General features: G+C 41.4%; 14 protein-coding genes. 11 read left to right on the top strand and 3 right to left on the bottom strand.

Going from position 1 to position 22,197, the window contains the following annotated elements; all coding sequences use genetic code 11:
* Positions 1–487 precede the first annotated feature (487 nt).
* The 4 genes from tcmP to WC639_04630 all read left to right on the top strand — a co-directional run bounded on the left by tcmP (position 488) and on the right by WC639_04630 (position 3,618).
* Complete coding sequence (tcmP, locus tag WC639_04645; GenBank protein MFA6307064.1) at positions 488–1,411, top strand: three-Cys-motif partner protein TcmP; 924 nt, start codon at positions 488–490, stop codon at positions 1,409–1,411.
* A gap of 37 nt (positions 1,412–1,448) precedes the next feature.
* Positions 1,449–2,309 (top strand): radical SAM protein, encoded by an 861-nt coding sequence (locus tag WC639_04640; protein ID MFA6307063.1) that lies wholly within the window; start codon positions 1,449–1,451, stop codon positions 2,307–2,309.
* A gap of 266 nt (positions 2,310–2,575) precedes the next feature.
* Positions 2,576–3,130, top strand: coding sequence for a hypothetical protein (locus WC639_04635; protein MFA6307062.1), 555 nt, complete (start codon positions 2,576–2,578; stop codon positions 3,128–3,130).
* Positions 3,131–3,336: 206 nt separating this feature from the next.
* Positions 3,337–3,618, top strand: coding sequence for an HU family DNA-binding protein (locus WC639_04630; GenBank protein MFA6307061.1), 282 nt, complete (start codon positions 3,337–3,339; stop codon positions 3,616–3,618).
* Positions 3,619–3,772: 154 nt separating this feature from the next.
* On the opposite strand, the gene WC639_04625 is transcribed toward WC639_04630, so the two are convergent.
* Both WC639_04625 and WC639_04620 read right to left on the bottom strand, forming a co-directional pair.
* The gene (locus WC639_04625) at positions 3,773–8,557 is read right to left on the bottom strand and encodes a carboxypeptidase regulatory-like domain-containing protein (GenBank protein ID MFA6307060.1); all 4,785 of its coding nucleotides are present in this window, start codon (positions 8,555–8,557) and stop codon (positions 3,773–3,775) included.
* A 251-nt stretch (positions 8,558–8,808) separates the two neighbouring features.
* Positions 8,809–9,090 carry a hypothetical protein gene (locus WC639_04620; protein MFA6307059.1) on the bottom strand — a complete coding sequence of 94 codons (282 nt, stop codon included), beginning with the start codon at positions 9,088–9,090 and terminating at the stop codon, positions 8,809–8,811.
* Between the two features lie 598 nt (positions 9,091–9,688).
* Here WC639_04620 and WC639_04615 point away from each other — a divergent pair.
* From WC639_04615 to WC639_04590, 6 genes are all read left to right on the top strand, one after another.
* The gene (locus WC639_04615; GenBank protein ID MFA6307058.1) at positions 9,689–10,264 is read left to right on the top strand and encodes an RNA polymerase sigma factor; all 576 of its coding nucleotides are present in this window, start codon (positions 9,689–9,691) and stop codon (positions 10,262–10,264) included.
* A gap of 14 nt (positions 10,265–10,278) precedes the next feature.
* Positions 10,279–11,163, top strand: a complete 885-nt coding sequence (locus WC639_04610; protein MFA6307057.1) for a DUF5667 domain-containing protein — start codon at positions 10,279–10,281, stop codon at positions 11,161–11,163.
* Between the two features lie 688 nt (positions 11,164–11,851).
* Entirely contained in the window at positions 11,852–15,556 is a 3,705-nt protein-coding gene (locus WC639_04605; GenBank protein ID MFA6307056.1) for a hypothetical protein, read from the top strand.
* Positions 15,557–15,684: 128 nt separating this feature from the next.
* Positions 15,685–16,665 carry a PA14 domain-containing protein gene (locus WC639_04600; protein ID MFA6307055.1) on the top strand — a complete coding sequence of 327 codons (981 nt, stop codon included), beginning with the start codon at positions 15,685–15,687 and terminating at the stop codon, positions 16,663–16,665.
* Positions 16,666–16,674: 9 nt separating this feature from the next.
* Entirely contained in the window at positions 16,675–18,900 is a 2,226-nt protein-coding gene (locus WC639_04595; GenBank protein MFA6307054.1) for an O-antigen ligase family protein, read from the top strand.
* Between the two features lie 118 nt (positions 18,901–19,018).
* On the top strand, positions 19,019–19,303 hold the full coding sequence (locus tag WC639_04590) for a hypothetical protein (protein MFA6307053.1): 285 nt from the start codon (positions 19,019–19,021) through the stop codon (positions 19,301–19,303).
* A gap of 51 nt (positions 19,304–19,354) precedes the next feature.
* Here WC639_04590 and WC639_04585 read toward each other — a convergent pair whose 3' ends face one another.
* On the bottom strand, positions 19,355–20,521 hold the full coding sequence (locus tag WC639_04585) for a glycosyltransferase family 4 protein (protein ID MFA6307052.1): 1,167 nt from the start codon (positions 20,519–20,521) through the stop codon (positions 19,355–19,357).
* 256 nt (positions 20,522–20,777) lie between these two features.
* Here WC639_04585 and WC639_04580 point away from each other — a divergent pair, with 256 nt between their 5' ends.
* Entirely contained in the window at positions 20,778–22,178 is a 1,401-nt protein-coding gene (locus tag WC639_04580) for a nucleotide sugar dehydrogenase (GenBank protein ID MFA6307051.1), read from the top strand.
* Positions 22,179–22,197: the final 19 nt, after the last annotated feature.

Genomic DNA, 22,197 nt, shown 5'->3' with positions numbered 1-22,197 from the left:
TAATCTCCTGGCTTATCTTTTTGGCCATATTTTTGGCAGGCTTTTAGTTTATTAATTCTATCCTCTTTATTTTAAACCATTACCGCTTTATGTGGAATATCGTGTCCGAATTTCGGGGTGCATGCCAGCTTGCCGCCGAAAGTTGTAAAAGAATATTACCAAATGAAAAACAGCAAGTCGCCTTAATATATCATTTACAATTTACAGATTCAATAACGAGGAATATCTATAATAGATTTTTTATTTTTCAATATGGCATCGGTACTGATAAATTTCAATCTCTTATAGGGGCTGATTATCAAAAAATCAGGGATAGAATAATAAAAAAATTAGAATTAGATAAAAGTGATGATTTGTTATTAAATTTTATTAAGAATAAAAAATAGAAGAAGTTTATTGGCTGTATGGTTTGATGAAGGAAATAGTAGTAATAGAAAAAATTTAATAATATTGACTTTCGTATTTTGTTCGTGTATAATATTTATATATGAATAATAAAGATTTTTGGGATATTACTAATAAACCACAAACAAAAACTAAATTAAAAATTTTGGAGGATTATTTGCATGCTTGGGCCAAGATATTGGCCAAACAGAGTTGGTGCCGTGAAATGTATTTTGTCGACTGTTTTGCCGGTCGAGGGAAATATCATAATGAGGGTAAGGAGGATTCCGTATTGGGCTCGCCGTTAGTAGCCTTAGAATTGGCGAAATTGGTTAAAGAGAAATATAATAAAGATATAAAGTGTATTTTTATTGAGGAAGATAAAAAAATATTTTCAGAATTGGAAAAATTTGTTAAGCCGTATATAGACGAGGGTCTTAATGTTGAAATATTTAATGATGACATTAATAAAAAAATAGATGACGTTTTGACGATTATTGCCGGCAGAGCTCCTGTATTCTTTTTTATTGATCCGGATGGAATAAGTATTTCCAGAGCTATGCTTGAAAAAGCGTTTAATATCCCAAATATTGCAAAGGAATTTTTAATAAATTATATCTGCAAAGGCGTAGAAAGGTGCTACGCTTTTGGAAAAAAATGTGATGAAGAATTACCGATTGACATAAAAAAGAAAGCGATTGGTAATCTAAGAAGAATCCAGGAATTTTTCGGAGATGATTGGAAAAATTTATCAAGTGAAGAAAAAGAAAATTTAAAACTTTATTTGAATATAGTAGCTGATCACAATGATAAGGTGATAGAAAAATATCAACTTGGAGCTAAAACTATTGATATTTGCTACAATAAAGGGAGAAATAAATATTATCTCATTTTTCTTTCTAGAAATACTGGTGCTAAAGGAATAATTGATGATATTTATAAAAAAATTAAGCTGGACGGGACATTGTTCCAAAGTTTATCTAAAAAAGAGAAAGATAAAATGTTCCAAGGCACATTCGATATTTAGTAAATTTTTTGCTATAATATAATTATAAAAAATCACCATGCAAAAAATTCAAAGAAAATCTTTATTATATAAAAGCAGCGTAGAATACGCTGATTATTGCATTAATCACGCGGAAGGATGTTCTCATGGCTGTCGGTTCCCTTGCTATGCCATGAATATGAAAAAAAGGTGCGGAGTTATCAAGGATTATAAAGATTGGATAAAACCAAAAATCGTTAGCAATGCTTTAGAAATATTAGATAAAGAAATACCCAGGCTGAAAAATAAAATAAAAGTGGTTCACCTTTGTTTTACTACTGATCCTTTTATGTTTAATCAGCCGGAAATTTCTAGCCTAACTTTAAAAATAATTGAAAAATTGAATAGCAACGGCATACGATGCACGGTTTTAACCAAAGGGATATTTCCGAAAGAATTAGCTGATAAGAAAAAATATAGTATTAACAACGAATATGCCATAACCCTAGTTTCATTGGATAAAAAATTTAAAGATACCTTTGAGCCCGGAGCGGCGCCTTACAATAAAAGAATTGAATCATTAAAATATTTGCACGAAAAAGGCCTAAAAACTTGGGTTAGCATGGAGCCATATCCGACGCCAAATTTAGTGCCGCAAAGCTTGGAACAAATTTTAAATAAGCTGGATTTTGTTGATAAGATAGTCTTTGGAAAGTTAAATTACAATGTAAAAGTTTCAGAATACCAGGATAATAAAGAATTTTATAATGATTGCGCTAATACTGTAGTTGATTTTTGTGATGAGAGAAATATTGAATATCATATTAAATATGGCACAGCCAAAAAGGATAATAAGGTAACGGAAAAAATATTTAAAAAAGTTGACATTAAAGAAGATTTGGATTATTGTGTTATAGCACAGCCAGCCTTTAATATTTAGCATTAGCTTCTAATAACAAAAAGAATTTGCCGCCAAACCGCACGAACGTGCGGAGCGGGCTTTCGCCCGCGGAAAAACTTGAAATCGCCTAAAGTCGGGCTTTGCCCGCAAAGGAATTTTGGCTTTTAAAAGCGGGGACTGGGGGCGCTTTTAAAAGCTGGCTTAAAACCTTTTTTTGAATTCTGTCCGAACTTCAATATAAAATCTGTGCCAGTAAATTTGATAAAGAAACATATTTTTACTAACAATCAGAAAAGGAGGTAAAGATGGGACCTTTAAATCAAATGAGAAAGTCGGAATATTATTGGGGGGCGTGGTCCAAGGAAACTGTGCAGTTAAATTCTTTTTGTAATTATTTATTGTTGACGATAAATAGAAAAGGATGGTTTGAAAAGGATAAAAAATTACCGCCCGGAGTGATAATTTCTAAAGAGAAGCTTCCGGATGGCAATACTCCGATTTTTTTTAGAATGAACTCAAGAGGAGGTGATTATTTTTTTATTGAATTCGGGCATAAACAGCATAATGTAAGGCATAATGCAAGTTTAATTTCCGAATTTATTTATTGTTCCCCGTGCGTAATTATAGCGGATCGCAAGCATATCTGGCTTGAGCCTGATCCGCCTAAAATAATATCCTATGCGGGCAATGAATGGGTAAAGGACGCGCCTAACTTTAGGGAATGGATAATAAAGTCTGGCAATCGAGGATTTGAGTTCGGGCATATGCTCGCGCCGGTAGATGGCTTAATCGGCGAGGCTATAAGCATTATGGAAAAAGCCGTTTGGAGGTGTGCCTCACAAGTAAAAAACTGGATTTAAATAATTTTATTCCAAGTTAAGGTACAATATGGCTTTTAGCGTATTGTGCCTTTTTTATTTAATCTTAGCTTAATTTTTATGTTATTATAATAAAACTCCTTATTTTATTGGCTTTTTTTTGATTATGGTGTATAATGTTCAATAGATATCGGGCTTATTAACAATTTTAAATATTCTCTCGCTTAACGAGAGGTAAAAGAAAAATTATGTCAAAAATGACCAAGTCTCAAATCATGGATGCCATGGCGGCTGAAGCCGGCATGAGCAAGAAAGACACCACCAGCTTTATGGAAAAGTTGGCCATCTTAGCCTTAAAAGAGGTTAAGAAGAACGGCGAGTTCGTCATTCCTGGCTTAGGCAAATTAGTTAAGATCAACCGCGCCGCTAGAATGGGCAGAAACCCGGCCACCGGCGAATCCATTCAGATTAAAGCTAAAACCGTTGTTAAATTCAAAGTCGCCAAAGCGGCCAAAGAAGCAGTGCTATAAAAATAATATCCCCCTTAACAAGGGGGATAAAGGGGGTTTAAGAACTCGGAAGATATGGCAAAAACATAAAATCCCCCTAGCCCCCTTTGTTAAAGGGGGTAAATAAAAACACCTTCTTTTAATAGAAGGTGTTTTTATTATTTATATTGTTTTTTTATCTTTTAGCTCCGGAATAAGCAATGGCTCTTACAATATCCCAAGCGGTTGCGCTAACCGGTGCATAGCCGTAAATTGCCTTAAAGCTTTTAATGGCGGCTTTTTCACTATTAGTGTTTCTATTAGCCGGCCTTAAGCCGTAGGCAATTACGGTAACTGCGGCATCATCGTTGGCATTAGCGCGGTTAGGCGAACGTTTATATATTTTTTTAAAAGCTTCTGTTGAGGCATTCTCTGATTTGTTATCTCTGGCCGTAGGCCATCTGCCATTGGCGATTTTTATGACATCAGACCATTCTTCCGCTGTAGCCGGCAGTTTGCCGAAAGTGGATTTATAAGAATTAATCACGCCGGCGCGTTCACCTTCGCCAAGTTTAACCGTGGTGTAAGTACCGTAAGCGATAAAGTTGCTTAAGGCGTTTTGTTTTTCCGCAGTTATGCCTTTAGCGCCCTTAATCAAGTCTTTAACATATTTTTTAACGGCTACATCTTCTTTAGCTAAATCGCGCTTAAAGCCGAATTTACCTAAGAAGCTATTAATATCTGATTTAATTATTTCAGCAGCTTCAGCCGCCATGGCCACGATTTTTTGCGCGGCAGTAGCGGTTAGTTCGGAGGCGGTTGTGGTTTTAGCGGGTGACTCTGCGGGGGACTCTAAAGCAGCGGCCGGCGTTTCTTCGGCTGCGGTATCGGCCGGAGTTTGATTACTGTTGCCAGATGGCATAATGCCACCACCACTGCTAGCCGCTACACAGGTTCCGCCGCTATTAGTATAGCCGGAATTACAGGTTAAAGTACAACCGGCGCCGGAAACTGTTCCGTTAGCTACAGTACTGCAAGTGGTGGCCGTGGCCGCGTCGGAAGCAGTTGATTCGCCGCTTGAGTTTGAGGCGCTTACTTTATAATAATAAGCGGTTCCGCCGGAAAGGCCGGTGCTGGAGTATGTCGTGCCGGTGCCGGAAGCCAAATAAGGAAAACTGCCGCTGGCGGATGTGTCTTTATAGATTAAATAGCTAGTGGCGCCGCTAACCGCGGTCCAAGATAAATCAATCGTGGTGTTGCCGCTTTTGGCCGCAGTTAGGCCGGTTGGCGTTTCCGGCGCGTTATCGGCAGTCGGGACAATCGGCGCGAAATCGGTTAAGTGGTCAACTTTAGCGGTTAAGGTATTGTTGGTAGTGTCAAGCGTGGCCGCTACCGGATCCCAGGTATTAGAAGAAGTGTTCCAAAATGCCAGCTGTAAATTATTTTCCGAGCCGGCCGGGATATCCGAATCGCTGTAAGTAATGGAAATTTCAATTGAATTGCTTAAGCTGGTAACCGCGGTGCCGTTAGAGTCGGTAACTAAAATCCTTTTAGTTGAGGTGCCGATCGGAGAAGCATTTAAGGTGGACGGAGGGATAATTGACGGTTTAGCCACGGTCATGGAAACATTGGAGCTGCCAGTGCCTAAAGCGTTGGGCGGAATGTTCACGGAGACATCGGACTGGGAAACGACTCCGCCGGTAGTCGGCGTCATACTGTTCATTTCTGGCGCGTTATAACTGCAGCCGCTAATTGCGGTTAAAGAAATATTTACCGTGCCCGCGCCTGTTTGGGCTGTGCCGCTGGAAGGAGTTTTGCATGGCGCGTCGGCATAAACCGTCCAACTGCCGGAATCAACGGCTAATGAATAAGTGCCGTCGCCGCTTAATTCTGAACCCATCCAGCCGGTGTTATTAGCTCTTACCGCCCAGACAAAACCTTCGCTTAGAGCTTCGCCGCCGGAAGTTACCGTGCCGGAAATAGTATCCGAAGAGGCGGTTAAAGTTAAATTTTGGGTAGTATCAACGGCAACCGCGGATAAAGTTACCGGCGCGCTGGTATAGCCGGTTAAATTCGCGCCTACCATATAATTATAGCCGGAAGGAATTTTCATTGAATAAGCGCCGGTGGTAGCGTCGGCCGTGGTGGTAAATTTTCCCGGGCCGTCGGTTCTTGACGCCCAAACCGTGGCGTTCGCTCTGGTAACGCCGCTTAAAGTTATTATTTCCGGTAAAGCAATGGTAATTTCGGAAGTCGCATCGGCTACAATGGTAGTGGTGGTAGCGTCAATATTAGCGGCTAGCGAAGTTAGATTGCCGAAAGCCGGCGTGCCAACGTCAAGGCGATAATCGCCGGCCGGCAAATTAAATTTTGTGACTAAGTCCGCATTGCTGGTAGTTGCCGTCCAGGTATCTGAACCATTGCCTTTACCGGTCGTTGGGTTGAAAGCCCAGGCAAAAATTTTGTCCAAGCCATAGGTATTGCCTCCGGTAATTTTAATTTGCAGATATCCCTGCGCTTGTGGCGTGAAATCTTTGCCGGTGACATTACCTGATACATCAACATTGGTTAAGCTACCGATGAAACCCATGCTTTCCGACCAGGCGTCAATCGTATAGCCGGTTCCGGCCGGCACTCTTAAAGTATAGGTGCCGTCGCTTCTGGTCATAGTGCTGTTTTGGCCGCTGGAACCGAAAGCATGCATATGCACGCCTTCATAATTGGTCGCTCCGGTATGTACCTGTCCTTTAATAGTCTTAAAATTTCCCGCGGAAATGGTAAAATCTTTGCCAGTGGCATTAGCTCCTAAGAGCACGCTTATATCCGTAATAGCGCCTAAGGGGCCATAACCTGGGGCAAAAGCTTCTACCCGGTAGGTGCCTACCGGCACATATAGCGTATAAACGCCGGAGGTATTGGTTAAGGTTTGGTTAAAACTGCCGTTTGAGCCTTGCGCCATTACCGAAGCTCCATTAATATGGAAACCTTCAGGGTCATGTATCGTGCCGGTAATGTAGGTAGTGGCTTGCTGAACCACCACGGTTTTATTAACCGTAGTATCAGTGCTTAAAATATTGACCGGATATTCTTTAAATCCGCCCGGCATCATCAATTGGATAGAAAAAGCGCCGGTCGGAACTTTGAGTTGATAGACTTTTACGCCGTTGACTAAAGTAGTACTGCAGACGCCTTGCCCGCCCGGCCCTTTCATGTCAGAGCCGGACCGCCGGATGCCTAAGCAAGGCATAGGCGGAGTGGTTTCGTCAATGACCGAATTATCAGAGCTGCGCCTTAAAGTTACGTTTAATGTTTTGTCGGCGACCGCGAAAGCGACCGGACTAAGCGTAGTAATGGCGGTGCCGGCTGATATAAAAACCGGATCAACCGCCGGCGTCCAATATTGGGTGCCGCCGCTGGAAATGGTTCCATTGTTGGCTTCAATGGCAATCTGCCAGGTATCGCCTGATTTAACCGGCAATTTAAAATAGCCGGTGCCGGTAGCGCTCAAGCCTTCAGTTAGATAGTCTGGACCGTTAAAAACCGGTGAAAATGATTGAACCGCGCCCGTATAGCCTCTGACGGAAATTTGTTCGGTGCCGTTTTCTATTCCTCCGGTAATTGTGCCGCGGATTTCCGCATCCGGCACTTCAAAGGTTGGGGTGACCGTAATGGTTTCAGCGCCGGTAGCATTTATTTGCAACTGGGAGGGCGGAATGTAGTTGGCAAAAAACTCGGAATTAGTACTAGAGAAAGGCATGACGAATAATATATAAGTGGCGCTGATTAAATTGCTATAAGTAAAAGTGCCGTTATCAGCTACTTTTACCGTTCCGGCGAAAAATTGCAGATCAGGGCAACCCATACCGACTTGCAGTTGCCTGGCTTCCGCTTGAGTAACTGTTTCTAAATCACCGTTAGCGCGTCTGACTTTTACCGTGCCGGTAACGGTATTATCGCCGCCGATCTGGATAGTTTCAACCGGCGGCGGCGAGTTATCGCCCATGGCCGGTTCGCCCCAATATGACCCGTCAACCAGGCCGCCGCCGGCAATGGTAGTATATACTTTAAAGCCTTGATAAGCTCCTTTAGTCGGATTGGTAATATTTCCGACTGTAAAAGTTACCGTGGAAGTGGCGGCCGGGTCAATCTCGCCGCCGCTTACGGTTAAAATTATTTGGTTAGTGCCATTAGCATTTGAAACTGCTATGGCGTCGGCAGCGATCTGCGCCGTACCGCCTTCAACAATCGTTTGCAATGAAGTCGTGGCGCCAGTTAAAGGTGAAGCATAGCCAACTGCTGGAAAATTAAAATGTATTTTATCGCCGACATTTAAAGTGGTGCTGGCGGTAAAAGTAACAGAATATTGCACCATGGTCGCGCTAGAGGAGAAACTCGTAGGAGTAATGGTCCAATCAGTAATCGCTCCGCCTCGTCTGGTTATGGTAGCGGCTCCGGTTGCGGCTGAATCCAAATCACTGGCGCAGCCGCCGGTATCACCATTGCCCGGAACACCCGGAACGGCTAAAACGCAAGTTCTGACCGACCAATTTTTACTTCCCATATCCGACGTGCCTATCATAGGATTGGTCAAGCCTTTTATGTCTATAATAAAATTATTGGCCGCGGTGGTTTGCGTGCTAGTGGCCACAAGAATTATTTTTCTTTGATTACCGTTGCGCCACATTTGCTGGCTACTGGTAGCAAACTGTAAAGCGTCTCCGCCTAAGGCCGTGCTAGAGGCGGTGACAAGACTAAAATCCCACATGGTTTGACCAATAGACGGAAAAGTAATTTCCACGGCATGCGTTAAAGCGGTTAGGGCGGTTACGTTGTTGATTGTAAATCGCCAGGTAGCATCAGCCTGACCGACCAAATTATCAACATTGTCGGTTTTAGGGGCTACGGTAACCGAAGTTAAAGCTTCGGCCCGTGCCGGATTGGCGGATAAAATTATAGCGCCAAAGCCAAATACGAATAGCATGATTGTTAAAAAGATGAAATATTTTTTCATAGTCGTTTGCTGCGCTCGTTTGCGGCGTAGCAGTTAATTTAAAAATAAAAAAATCGGCCAATTAAATTGGCCGATAAAATATATATAAAAATTTTATTATTTTTTGATATTAAAAAATTTTTCAGCTTAGGCTGTAAATAGAAAATAAAACATAACATAATATGGGGATAAGTTAGTTGTTTTATTATTTTTATTATAGCACAAAGTTGTCCGCAGAACAATTATTTCCACTTATCCACATACTGGCCCAGGCCGGATTGATTTAGCTTATTTTTGAGCTTGGTTTTAGTATTTAAGAAGATAATCAGAGATAATAGGTCAATTGAATAGCGGTTGCCGATTATCTTATATTTGACCTTATTATACTGTATGGCGCGGCGGATGGTTTTAGTCTGTACTCCGCCAATCTTAGCTGCTTCGGAAACGGAAAGCCAGATGGGAGTATTGATCTCATTATTTAAATTAGGTTGAATATTGTTATTTTTGGATTTTTTTTCGTCCATTTTTAGTATTTAAGTCTACAAGAATGTAGACTAAAGTCTATAAATTAGGCTTAAAAACATATAAATTTAACTATAATAAGACTTTAGTCTACACTAATGTAGACTAAAGTTTTATAGTTTATATTTGATTTTTGTTCAAAGTCCACGTTAGCCTAGACTAAAATAAGTTATTCATATTTTTGCATATTATTTTTAAGAATGCAAGAGGGGGCGTCGTCCTGGAGTTTAGCAATTTTATTTTGTCATCCTCGGGCTTGACCCGGGGATCCAGGATTTAATGGTACAGGCATCTTATTTTGCCATCATCTCAGTAAACCTGACTTCCTACGGGTTTAACCCTGCCTGCCGGCAGGCAGGCTGGATTCCGGCTCGTAGGCCGGAATGACAAATAGGAGGGGAGTTTAGCTTTTTATTTGCCTTTTACTTGCCTCTATGTTATTATACTGAATAATTACATTCTCTAGCTGGACGGAATCCCGCAATGAGAAAAAATTGCTAAAATTAGTCATTAATTTTCGTTTTTTACGATTATTTTTTTGTTTAGTTTTTTATATAGATATTTAACTGTAACAATACTTAATATTATCCGTATAATTAAATGAAAATAGGCAAAATAGAAGAAAAATTGCTATTATACAAAATCAAAAAAAACGACAAAGAGGCCTTTGTTAAAGCTTATGATTTATATGTAGATCAGCTTTACCGGTTTATTTATTTTAAAGTAGGCAGCCGGGAAGAAGCCGAAGATTTATGTTCAGCTGTTTTTTTGAAAACCTGGAATTATATCTTAGAGAATACTCTAAAAGACCATAAAACTTTAAAGGCTCTGCTCTATAAAATCGCCAGAAATTTAATCATTGACCATTACCGAAAAAATAAAGACAGAGAAAATATCAGCCTTGACGGCGATAGCGGAATTGAAGTTATTGACGAGAAGCAAAGCGCCTCTCGCGCCATGGAATTAAAAACCGACCTTTTGGTTTTAGAAACTAAATTGCCGGAATTAAAAGACGAATATCGCGAGGTAATAATTTTGCGCTTCGTTAATGAACTTTCAATCAAAGAAATCGCCGAGATTTTAGATAAGTCAAAAGGCAATACTCGCGTTCTGATCTTCCGCGCGCTAAAAGCTTTGAAAGAACTTTTAGAGAATGATGAAAAAATGAATAAATGACAATCTACAATCGTATGAACGACAAAGATCTGCTCAAAAAATTAAATAATTTAAAAACCATTAAACCCGATGATAATTTTAAAAAGAATTATCGGGAGCTTTTATATGCGCAAATTTCCGCCGGAGCGACTGTTAATAAATCAGAATCAAATTTAAGAATAATTTGGGAGAGCATTATGCCGGGCAAAGTTTTTATTAATATGGTTAAACCGGTCTGGATAACGTCTTTAGCCAGCGTCTTAATTTTAGTAATCGGCGTGGGCGGAGTTTATGCCTCAAAAAATTCCAAACCCGGCGATTCATTATATATCGCCAAGATCATCAGCGAGAAGGCCCAGTTCGTTATGACTTTTAATGAAAAAGATAAAGCTAAATTAGGTTTGGAGTTTGCCACCAACCGCGCTAAAGAAATAACTCAAGTTTTAGAAGAGTCTAAGGAGTCGGAAGATAAGAAGGGCGCGAAAGTAGAACAATTATCGCAAGATTTTAAAAAAGAAATCAGCCAAGTTAAAAACAGATTAACCACTATTAAAAAAGCTGAAAACAAAAATAATCAGAATAAAGAAGAAGAGCCGGAAGTCTTCGGCGCTAATTTAGGCAAGGACGATCAAAGAATGGAAATTTCCGAACCGGTAAAACCGGCGGCTAAACAAGAAATTTTACCGGAGGTTAAACTTGAGTTGGCGGCGCCGGTTATCGCCACGACGACTGAAGGAAGTTTAAACAGCCCGGATAAGGCCTTAGAAGAAGCGGAAAAGATGCTTGATGAAAAAAATTATGACGGCGCGATAGATAAAATAGAAGAAGCCAAACAAATAATTAATCAAGAATCTGAAAATCTTGAACCTGTTAAAGGCGAGGTTAAAGGCGTGAGCGAAACGGCAACGAGCACGAATTAATTATAAAAGTCCCCCTTAAAAAGGGGGATTAAGGGGGTTTAAAGATTCGGAAGATGTGGTAAAACTTAAAATCCCCCAACCCCCTTTGTTAAAGGGGGCAAAACTAAGCCTAGCGCGAATTAGATTGCTCGCCATAATGGCGAACAGTCTAATCCGCATTAAGCGGATTGCGATAAAGTTTAAAAGGTCGATCTATTTCGATAGAGGCTTTATCAAATTAATTAATCAACTTGCTTTTTAAATTTAGAAGGGACTGTCACCAAATGCCGTATTCGGCTTAAATTTCCAAATTTCGGTAAATTTTTATCTAAAATTTTCTCGCCGATATCTAAAATATCGCCTCAAAAATTTTATAAAAAATTTCCACGAAATTGTGAAAATTTATTTCCGAAAGAGCATTTGGCGACAGTCCCTAAGCTCCGCGATTGATCATCGCTAGCTACCAAGCAAATCAGCAAGCTAACCCCCCACACTTATGTTAATAAGTCGGGAGGTGAATTATCCATGCAATTTGCCAACCCCGCGCGCTTATTACTATAAGCGTGGGGGAGGCGGGATTCCGGTTGATTTGCTTGCCTCGCCGTAGCTTTTTACTCAGTAAAAAGCGTAGGCGGGATTAAAATTAATTTAAAAAGCGAGCAAGGACCCCAGTTAAATTTTTAAATTTAACGGGGTAAACAAAATTTCTATGGAAAGATTTAAGAAAATCTTTGCCGCTGGCGTAATTTTCGTCACCGTTTTATCAATGAGCGTAGTCATGGTCCCAGAGACCAAGGCCGCGGCTTCTGCCGGTGACTTAATCAAGATGGCCGGACTTTCGTCCGTCTATTACTTGGCTGCTGACGGTAAAAGATATGTTTTCCCTAATGAGTCAACTTATTTTTCTTGGTACAGTGATTTCTCCGGAGTTGTGACTATTCCTCAACTTGAGTTAGAGTCATATCCTCTAGGTAAGAATGTTACTGTTAGACCAGGCACTAAATTAGTTAAAATTACCACTAATCCGAAAGTTTACGCTGTTGTCGCCGGAGGCTCTTTAGTGGGCATCCCTGACGAAGCTACGGCCGTAACTTTATACGGAGCAAATTGGAATAAGAGAATTATTGACGTGTCTGACGCTTTCTTTACTAACTACAATACCCTTACCAGCGTAGTTAGCGCGACCTCTTATCCACAAGGCAGTTTAGTGAAGTTCGGCACTGAAGCTGATGTTTATTTCATCAATGCCGATACTACTGGCTCAAAAATCGCCAGTGAAGCGGCTTTTCTAGCCAACAGATTTAAATGGGCTGATGTTATCACCGCCACTATCGCTAAACCGGTTATTGGCGCTGATATCACGGGCGCTGTCGGAACTTTGACTGACACTTCGTCAGGCGCGGGCGGAACTATCGGAGCCGGCACGGGTTTAACCGTTGCTTTAGCTTCAGACACCGCGGCCGCTTCCTCAATTCCGGCCGGTTCTCCTACTAATTTCTTAAAGATTAATTTAACCGCTTCTAACGATGGCGCGGTAAGCGTTAATTCTATTAAGTTAAGAGCTTATGAATTAGGTATAGCTACCTATATTGATAGCGTTACTTTTTATGACAATGGCATAAAAGTAGGAACTTCCAGAGATGTAAATTCCGATAAAGAAGCTACCTTTAATTTCTCCACGCCGATTGTCGTAGCCGCCGGAACCACTAAGTCATTATTGGTTAGGGCGACTATACAGGCTAGCCAAACCGGAAATTTTGCTCTAGGTATTGCTGCTGCTTCTGACGTTACTACTAACGGAGCTTCGGTAAGCGGTTCTTTCCCGGTTAGAGGTAATCTTCAATCCATTGTAAGCGGAACCAATATTGGTACAATTACAATGACAGAAAATGGCGCGTCTAATACAACCAATGACTTCGGCGAAGACAATGTTCTATTAGCCAGCTTTAATTTAGCCGCGGCTAACGAACCGGTTATCTTCGGATCCATGAGAATGAAGACAGGCGGCACTAATGATGACGGAATTGTTGGTAACATGAGAGTATTGGTTGACGGCGACGAAGTTGTCAAAGGCGTTGCATTAGTTGATAAGTTCGCTAATTTTGATATGAAGAACACGGTTATCGCTAAAAACGACACTATCACCGTTGAAGTCTACGGAGATCTTGGCATTGGTAATGCTGCCAATACTATTAATCTTTATTTTGACGATGCTAACGACTTAGTTTTCACCGGTCAAGATTATGGTTATGGAATTCAAGTTGCCGCCGCAGGATTCGCCGGCTTAGATGCAGCTCTTGATGGTATTGTGGTTACCTTAGCCGCCGGAGATGTTACTATTGATATGGATAAAACCGCCACTCCGTCTAAAGACGTTAGGGCTGGTGATACCTCTGTTGTTTTAGCTACTATCAAGATGCTTTCATCCGGGGAAAATGCCACTATCGCCGATATTAGTAATACTTCCGACACAGCTGCAAGCAGAGATTTCTATATTACAGGAACCGGACTTTTGTTTGATGAAATTGATAATCTTTCATTAAAAGATGTCAGTTCCGGAGCTGTTTACGATATTACAACCGCTTCCGGTACAGCCGCTCAAGGAGCTAACACCATCCTTCTGTCTATGACTGATGACATCGGCTTAGTTAAGGGAGTTACTAAAACCTTCCAGCTAAGAGCTGATTTAGCCGGAGCAAACGATACTAATACAATTGATAGTACTGACACCTTGCAAGTTGTTTTAGAAGACGGAGCGTTTAATATTACCGGAGATGTTTCAGACGATGACTTAAGTGATAATATAACCCCAACGTCAGTATCAAGCTCTATCACTACCGTAAAAGCGGCTTCTTTAATCTGGCAAACGGTTCCTTTAACCAACAAGACAATCGTGCCGGGTGCTAAAGACCTTGTTATTTACGCCGCTGGCCTTGAAGCCGGAGCGTCTTCAGCCGTTACCTTAACTTCAATTAAGATTTCGGCCACCTCAACTTCACCTACCGCGTTTGATGATAACAACATTTCCCAGCTGAAGCTTTATATTGACGGCAAATTAGTTAAGACGGTTGCCGGCGGTATCGTAGAAGGCACAGGCTCGGCTGCGGGTTATATTAACTTTACTTCTTTAGACGCGACCAACAGGGTAATTCCTGCCGGAAAAACCGTTGTCTTAGAAGTTAAAGCCGATTTCTCCGCCAGCTTTAGTCCGGTCGGTTATATTCAATTGACCGTTACCGGCACCGCGGCTGACATAGTCGCGAAAGATATAGACAACAATAATGTGGACGAAAGCGTAGCTAATGCTAACACTATTTCCAGAACCGTTATCATTACTACTATCGGCACATTGAAAGTTGAATTAACCACTACGACCGACTTGAAAACTAACGCCAATACTATTGTTTTGGCCGGTGGAAAAGTAACTTCCGGCGATAAATATCTCGCCAAGTTAACCATGACTACCACTAATGAACCGATTAAGGTTAAAACATTAGTCTTAGGCAATTCAGGCACGGCTACGGCCAATGATATTTATACGGTAGATTTGTATGATAAAAACGAAGTATTAATAGCTTCAAAATCCGTCAGCTCTGCCGGTTACGCGAATTTCAGCGACTTGAATTTAACCTTGTCCGCGGATAACGCCCATGAATTCTATGTCGGCGTTACCATGAAGGGCATAAATGTTGAAAATGATCCTACCAGCACCGCTACTTTCGCCAGAACCGCCATCTTTACTTTGGCTTCAAGCACCCAGCTTACAGCTTTAGGGCTGGCCGCTAATAAAGCGGTTACTGCCATAGGCGTAGATTCAGGTTCTGATGTTGATAACGTTGAAGCCGCCACCGCTACAGTAGCCGCCGGTGAATACGCGAACTGGGGTTTAGCTACCTCAACCACCGCGACTGTTACCGGCTCTCTCTTAACTTCCATTACTAACCCGATGTCTAACACAACCTTGTCTGACGGCAATGATCAGACTATCGGCAAATACACCTTTATCTTTAATAATGGAAATAACAGAGTAAGCTCTACTAACGTTGAGTTAAAAGCGGCGTTAATAGAGTTGAAATTAACCATCGCCACATCAAGCGGAACAACCGTATCCGACATCCAGGCTTATATTGAAGGCGATAACGCTAATAAGACAAATGCAGTCCAGGCCATTGCCGGAGTAGCCACGATTAATCTGGCGGATTTGCCTGATGTTTCAGAGCTCGTTGACGGAACAGTTACCTTGATTATTGAAGGAAATATTGCAGGTACTACCAGCGCTGATTTTGTTCAAACCAAAATCAACAGCTTGGCTACCGACTTCACTTACAATGGTAACAACCGCAGCGGCGCTAACAACACGACAATCGTCCTATTGCCTTATACCGAGGTATTAGGCGCGAAATTATCTAACTAATTTAAACTAGCTAATAGTTTAATCAGAGATAATTCTAAACGCCCCTCCCGCTTCCGCGGGAGGGGCTTTAGTTTGCAAAAAATAGTTTTAATGGTAAAATATTGGTATTAATCATAATCTGAAATCATATGAAAAAAGTATCAATATTTTTATTAGGGTTATTGTTTTTAGTCGTCGGCGCAGCGCGGGCCGAAGAGCTGTCAACTCGGCTTAAAGGCCGGATTTTATTGCAGGTTGAGTCTAACGGCGAGGCCTGGTATGTTAATCCGGACACGGAAAAACGGTTTTATCTCGGCCGTCCGGCTGACGCTTTTAGCGTTATGCGCGAGCAAGGGCTAGGCATATCCAATAAAGATTTTGCTTCATTCTCCGGAGTTGCTCCTAAACGGCTGGCCGGAAAAATTCTTTTAAAGGTTGAAAGCAAGGGCGAAGCCTATTATATTAATCCGCTTGATTTAAAAATGCATTATCTCGGCCGTCCGGCCGATGCTTTTAGCGTTATGAGAAATTTGGGGCTCGGAATAACTAATAGCAATTTAGCTTTAATCGCGGTTGATGAAAAATCAAGCCCGGTTATTACCGCTCCTAAAAGCGAAGAAGTAATTATCGCGCCCGAGCCGGAAATAACCGCGACCACTACCGAAGAGGTGATTATTGAAACTCCGGCAGAAACCGCGACCGGAACGGAAGAAATGATTGTTGAAACTCCGGCCGAAACCGCGACGACTTCCTGCGTTTGGCTGGTTGAATATTTTGATAATAAAAGCCTTCTGGGAACTCCGGTCGCGACCGGCAGTGTTAACGCCATAGATTTTGACTGGGGGAGCGCCGGGCCGGAGCAGTTTTCTTTCTTTGACAGATTTTCTATCCGCTATACGGCTAATTGTGATTTTTTAGCCGGCAATTATGAATTCAGGACGGTTTTTGACGATGGCCTCAAAGTCTATCTTGATAATGAAAATTTTATGCAGTCATGGGCTGATAATGACAGAGAGATGACCTTTAATAGAGAACGCAATATAGAAGCCGGCAGCCATGAAGTAAAGGTTGAATATTATGAAGCCTCCAGAAACGCTAAAGTAAAAGTTTCTTGGGTGAAAATAAATTAAAATAAAATTATGCCTTTAAAAACTTATTTTATAATTCTAAAAACCGGAGTCTATTTAAGCTTTATTTCGGTTTTTTTGGTTTTTTCCAACCTGCTTTTTCCTTTCATAACTTCTAAACAGATTTATTTTAATATTCTGGTGGAAATTTTAATTATTTTCTGGCTGGCGCTCGTAATAAAATATCCGGCCGTTCGGCCGAAAAAATCTTGGATTAGTTTCGGTTTAGCCGCTTTTTTTAGCGCTCTGCTTATTTCTTCAATTTTCGGCGTTGATTTTAATTTAAGCTTTTGGGGGGACATTGAAAGGATGCTGGGTTGGTTTCATATTTTTCATTTTTTCTTGTTTTATCTTATTGTAATTACGGTTTTCCGCCGCTGGACCGATTGGCGCAATCTATATGTAATTTCCGTAATCGCGGCTACCATAGTCTGCCTGTACAGCCTTCTAAAAATTCCTTATTCAACTATCGGTAATACGGCCTACGTCTCCGGCTACGCCATTTTTAATATTTATTTCGCCTTGATTTTATTTTTCCGCCGCGGCGGCGAAGAGCGTTCCGGGCGGGAAGATTGGCTTTTAAAAGCTTTGTATTTAATACCGGTTTTTATAATGCTCTTAGTCATGAAAGCGACTAACACCAGAGGGGCTTACGTTGGGTTAGGCGCGAGCTTTATTTTGTTTTTTGTTTTAACCGCCGCTTACGGCCTAAGTAAAAAAGCAAAAATTTACGGCCTGGGCGCGGCCGCGGCTATTATAATTTTTATTTCTTTAATATTTTCATTTCCGCAAAGCAGTTTTGTAAGTAATACGCCGATTTTAAGGACTATAACGCAAATTTCCTCTAAAGCCGCGACTTTTCAAACCAGATTGATTTCCTGGAAAGCGGCCTTAAAAGATTTTCCCAGCCATCCGATTTTAGGCACGGGCTATGGCAATTTCGCCATAACTTTTGATAAATATTTTGATCCAGTGTTTTACAGCTATACCTCTTCGGAAACCTATTTTGATCGGGCGCATAATAATTTAGTGGACCTGGCGTCAACCGGAGGGCTCTTAAGCCTGTTAACGTATTTTTCTATTCTCGGGGCCGTATTTTATTATTTGTTAAAAGGCAAGCGGCAGGGTAGAATTTCCACCAATGAATTTATTCTGCTGATTTGTTTGTTCACGGCTTATTTTATCCAAAATTTAGCCGTGTTTGATTCTTTAGTCACTTATATTTCTTTAATGATGGCCTTAGGCTATGTTTATTGGCTGGCTAACGGCGACGAAGAAGAAGAGCTTTATTATCAAGAAGGTTTGACTAATAAGGAATTGGCGGTTTTAGCCGGCGCCGGCATAATTCTTCTGTCCGTGCTTTACCAATGCAATCTTAAGGTTTTATACATGCTTGACGGCACGATCAGCGGGCAGATGAAATTATCTCAAGGCGATATTGCCGGCGCGGCGGATGAATATAAAAAAGCTTTAAGCTATAATACGCCTTTAGACCGCGATAGCCGCGCCAGTTTAATTAACGCGATTAATGGCCGCCAGGAGGCGCTGGCGGCGCTGGGCGGGCAGCCGGCTAAGGAAATAGCCGATTATGTCGTAAGCTTGGCCGAGGCTAACGTGGCCCTAAATCCGGCGGATAGCATGATGCAGATGCAATTGGCGCAAACTTTAAGCACGGCCGCTTTTATTTATCAGGATGATAAAAGCAAACTGAATTTTTATTCTGACCGCGCTTTTAAGGCGATTGACGAATCCATAAAAAGCAGTCCGGGGCGCGTAACCATTTATTTTTCCAAAGCCCAGATGTACATAATCAGAAACGATAAAGATAAGGCCATAGAAACTTTAAAATACGCCATCAGCTTGAATGAAAAATATCCGGAATCATATTGCTATCTGGCTAAAGTCGGCATCTATTTTAAAGAAGAAGCCGTGGGCTACGAGGCTTTGGATAAATGCCTTGACCTTGGCGGCGCCGGCTACTTAAGCCCGGTTGATTTCATAAAAGCGGCGCTTAACCATTATATGGAAAAAAAGGATGAGCCGCGCCTAATGGTCTTGTATGAAAGATGGACCGGCTTGGAGCCGGCTAACGCGCAAGCCTGGGTTAACCTGTCGCTATTTTACGCCCAAGCCGGAAAAAAAGATAAAGCTATCAGCGCGGCCGAAAAGGCCGGCGAGCTTGATCCGTCGCTTAGGCCGGCGGCTGAGGAGTTCATCAGGAAGCTGCGGGCAGAATAAATTTAGAAAAATAGTATAAAAAGCCGCCATTGACAAAACGGCGGTTTTTTAGTAGAATAGAAAGTTAATTTGTGCTGTAAAAAAATAAAAATAAAACAATAAAATCAGGGAGGGGAAAATGGTGGAAAAGGGGGAGCAAAAATACAAAAAATATACTCATTCAGACATTGGATTATTGACGGCGCAAGAGGCAGTTGAGTTATTAAAAAATCCGGAAATGCGCCTAGAAACTACTTTCGCTAAGCAAGCTTTGTTATGTCATTTAGCTTCTTTAGATTTTAAAGGTGACGTTGATAATAAAAGAATTATTAACGAATTCGTCAAATTTGTCAAAAAAAATGGTAATAAAGAAGATAAAATGACAGTATCTTTTTTAGAAGGAAGGAGGAAATGGAGAGTTTAAAGAATTTTTTCTAACAACCCCCGGTTCTGGTAATTATAGGACCGGGTTTTTTTATTCTAAATAAACTTTTTTCGTTTCCGCGATCATTTTTTCCAAGCTAAAGTCGGCTTGGGCTTTTGCTTGCGCTTGCTGGCCTAAAATTTTAGCCAAGGTTTTATCAATGATTAATTTTTTCAAGGCATTGGCCAGTTGTTCCGCGTTAGCCGGTAGAACAATCAAACCGTCGGCTTGTTTTAAGTCTGTCGCGGGATCCATGATCATTTCCGGTATGCCGCCGACCCTAGTCGCTACAATCGGCAAACCGGCGGCCATAGCTTCTAAAATAGAGTAGGGCAGGCCTTCTTTGACCGAAGAGCAGGCATAGATGTCAAAAGCCGGCAATAATTTGGCCGCCTCGCTGATTTGCCCGGCTAAAATAAAATTATTTTCCAGATTATATTTTTTAATCAATTTTTCTAAATTTTTTCTTTCCGCGCCGTCGCCGATGATTAAAAAAGCAGCCGGTATTCTATCGCGGCTTTGCGGATTGTTAATCAAAATATTGGCGGCTTCAATTAAATATTCAAAGCCTTTGGTTTTGTATAAATTGCCGATAGAACCGATAAGTAAATCGGAAGTCGGATTGCCCCCTTTATTAAAGGGGATTTTTTTTCGCGCCTCCTCTTTGGAATAAAAATTTATCGGCGCCAGGCCGTTATGGATAGCAATTAATTTTTCCGCCGGCGTGATATTATATTTTAGGGCAGTTTGCTTATCATATTCGGAAACGCAGATTATTTTATTTTTAAATTTGGCCGTAAATTTTTCCGCGTATAAATAAATTTTTTTCAGCCAAGCCGGCAAAGGCTCGTTAAACACCCAGCCGTGAACCGTGTAAATGACTTTTGTTTTAGCGCGTAAAGAAGCCAGGGAGCCTAAAACAGAAATTTTTGAGCTGTTGAGATGGATTATGTCCGGTTGATAACTTTTTATTAATTTAATTATTTGCCATAAGGCTAAAAGGTCGTTAATCGGCGAAAGATTGCGTTTTAGATTGGGGATAATAAAACATTTAATATTGTTTTCTTGTAAAATTTTAGCTAATGTTCCATTATTTACCTGTTCGCCTAAGGCCACGGCTACCTGAAAATCATCTTTTAAATTATTGGCCAAATCAAACACATAGCGCTGGGCGCCGCCCCATTCCGATTGAGTGATGAAATAAAGGATTTTTGGCATAAATTAGGGTCAATTTATGTCATTGCGAGGAATGAAGCGTAGCGAAATGACGAAGCAATCTCTGGTTAAAATCCGACTACGTGAGATTGCTTCCCTGCCTGCCGGCAGGCAGGGCTCCCTCCGGTCGCTCGCAATGACAAAGCTTATTTTAGGGTTGACTTTAGGCTTATTTTATTTAATAATAACTTATAGTTGAGTAATAATCAACCCTTGACTAAGTAGCTAAAACTTAGCATTTTTAAGTTTAATCAAATCTATGAAAATTTTGTATTTTGGCGCCGGTTATGTGGGTTCCTGCTCGGCCGCGGTAAACGCTGACAGCGGGCATGAGGTTTTAATTTATGATATTAACCAAGAGCTGATTAATAATCTATCGTCTTTGGATAAGGACCGGATAGAGTTAAGCTTATTTGAGAAAGGCTTAGGCGATTTGATTATTAGAAATAAGGAAAGAATTAAATTTACTTCTGCTTTGGCCGATGTGGAAAAATCAGTTGACGCGGCCGAAGCGGTTTTTATGTGCTTGCCGACGCCGGAAAAAGACGGTAGCGGAGAGACTGATTTGTCTTTTTATGAAGCCGCGGCCGAAACTTTAGGCAAAATTTTAGCTAAAAGGAATAATGGCGCGCAAAGCCAGTATGTTTTATTGATTAATAAAAGCACGGTGCCGATTGATATGGTTGACCGCACTAAAGAAATCATGGAAAATCTTGGAGTTAAAAATTTTGGTGTTGGCTCCAATCCTGAATTTTTAATTGAAGGCAAAGCCGTGGAAGGCTCGCTCCGGCCGGAGCGCGTAGTCGTCGGAGCTTGGGCGGAAAAAGATTTTAAAATTTTCAGCGATATCTATGGCCGCTTTAAAGAAGCTTCTAATATCGGCTATTTTGAAGTAAGCCCTATGGAAGCCGCGGCCGGAAAATTGCTTGCCAACTATATTTTATTTAACCGCTTGGCCAATTGCTTTGATGTGGCCGGGCGGGTGTGCGAAAAGTTTGCCGGCCTGCATTTTGAAAATATCCGTAAAATTATAATAGCTGATAGCCGGATCGGCAGCTGGGGATTTTACGACAGCCTGTTCGCCGGCGGCAGCTGCCTGATTAAAGACGCCCGCTCGCTGTCTTATCAATTAAAAAGCCGCGGCGCCAATGCCGATGTGGTAGACGGCGTTTTAGCGGCCAACCAAAGGCAGTTAGATAATTTTTTAGCCAGAGCCGAAGCGGAATTGGCTTTTAGCTGGACGGGAAAAACTGTCGGCCTTTTAGGTTTGGCCTTTAAGCAGGAAACGAACGACACCCGCTACTCGGCGTCTTTAAGCGTAACGGAATTTTTATTTAATAAGAAGGCGGCGCTGGTTAAGGCTTATGATCCGGTCGCCGGCGGTAATTACTTAAAATATTTTTCCAACAATAAGGACAGCGGTAAAATCAGGCTGGCCGGTTCCGTGGCTGAAGCGATCGCCGGAACGGATATTTTAATAATCGCCACCGACTGGCAGCAATTCAGGGAAGCGGAAGAATTAATCAAAGAAAATTTGCCTAAAGGCGCGATTATTATGGATGGGCGCAGGATGCTAGCGCAAAAATATGAAGAATTGGCTAAGGCCGGCTATAATATTATCGCGGTCGGTTCGCCTTTAATAAAAGCGAGAAAATTATAAATTTAGCCCAAGTAAAAAT

It is taken from the genome of Patescibacteria group bacterium (assembly GCA_041662965.1).
Lineage (GTDB): Bacteria > Patescibacteriota > Patescibacteriia > Patescibacteriales > GWC2-42-12 > JACPHD01.
The sequence above is the reverse complement of the archived record's forward strand: the minus strand, read 5'-3'. Positions and strand labels throughout refer to the sequence as shown.

Bases quoted from the DNA above. Each gene is read 5' to 3' on its own strand.
- tcmP (MFA6307064.1), top strand. From the start codon at position 488: ATGAATAATAAAGATTTTTGGGATATTACTAATAAACCACAAACAAAA.
- WC639_04640 (MFA6307063.1), top strand. From the start codon at position 1,449: ATGCAAAAAATTCAAAGAAAATCTTTATTATATAAAAGCAGCGTAGAA.
- WC639_04635 (MFA6307062.1), top strand. From the start codon at position 2,576: ATGGGACCTTTAAATCAAATGAGAAAGTCGGAATATTATTGGGGGGCG.
- WC639_04630 (MFA6307061.1), top strand. From the start codon at position 3,337: ATGTCAAAAATGACCAAGTCTCAAATCATGGATGCCATGGCGGCTGAA.
- WC639_04625 (MFA6307060.1), bottom strand. From the start codon at position 8,557: ATGCTATTCGTATTTGGCTTTGGCGCTATAATTTTATCCGCCAATCCG.
- WC639_04620 (MFA6307059.1), bottom strand. From the start codon at position 9,090: ATGGACGAAAAAAAATCCAAAAATAACAATATTCAACCTAATTTAAAT.
- WC639_04615 (MFA6307058.1), top strand. From the start codon at position 9,689: ATGAAAATAGGCAAAATAGAAGAAAAATTGCTATTATACAAAATCAAA.
- WC639_04610 (MFA6307057.1), top strand. From the start codon at position 10,279: ATGAACGACAAAGATCTGCTCAAAAAATTAAATAATTTAAAAACCATT.
- WC639_04605 (MFA6307056.1), top strand. From the start codon at position 11,852: ATGGAAAGATTTAAGAAAATCTTTGCCGCTGGCGTAATTTTCGTCACC.
- WC639_04600 (MFA6307055.1), top strand. From the start codon at position 15,685: ATGAAAAAAGTATCAATATTTTTATTAGGGTTATTGTTTTTAGTCGTC.
- WC639_04595 (MFA6307054.1), top strand. From the start codon at position 16,675: ATGCCTTTAAAAACTTATTTTATAATTCTAAAAACCGGAGTCTATTTA.
- WC639_04590 (MFA6307053.1), top strand. From the start codon at position 19,019: ATGGTGGAAAAGGGGGAGCAAAAATACAAAAAATATACTCATTCAGAC.
- WC639_04585 (MFA6307052.1), bottom strand. From the start codon at position 20,521: ATGCCAAAAATCCTTTATTTCATCACTCAATCGGAATGGGGCGGCGCC.
- WC639_04580 (MFA6307051.1), top strand. From the start codon at position 20,778: ATGAAAATTTTGTATTTTGGCGCCGGTTATGTGGGTTCCTGCTCGGCC.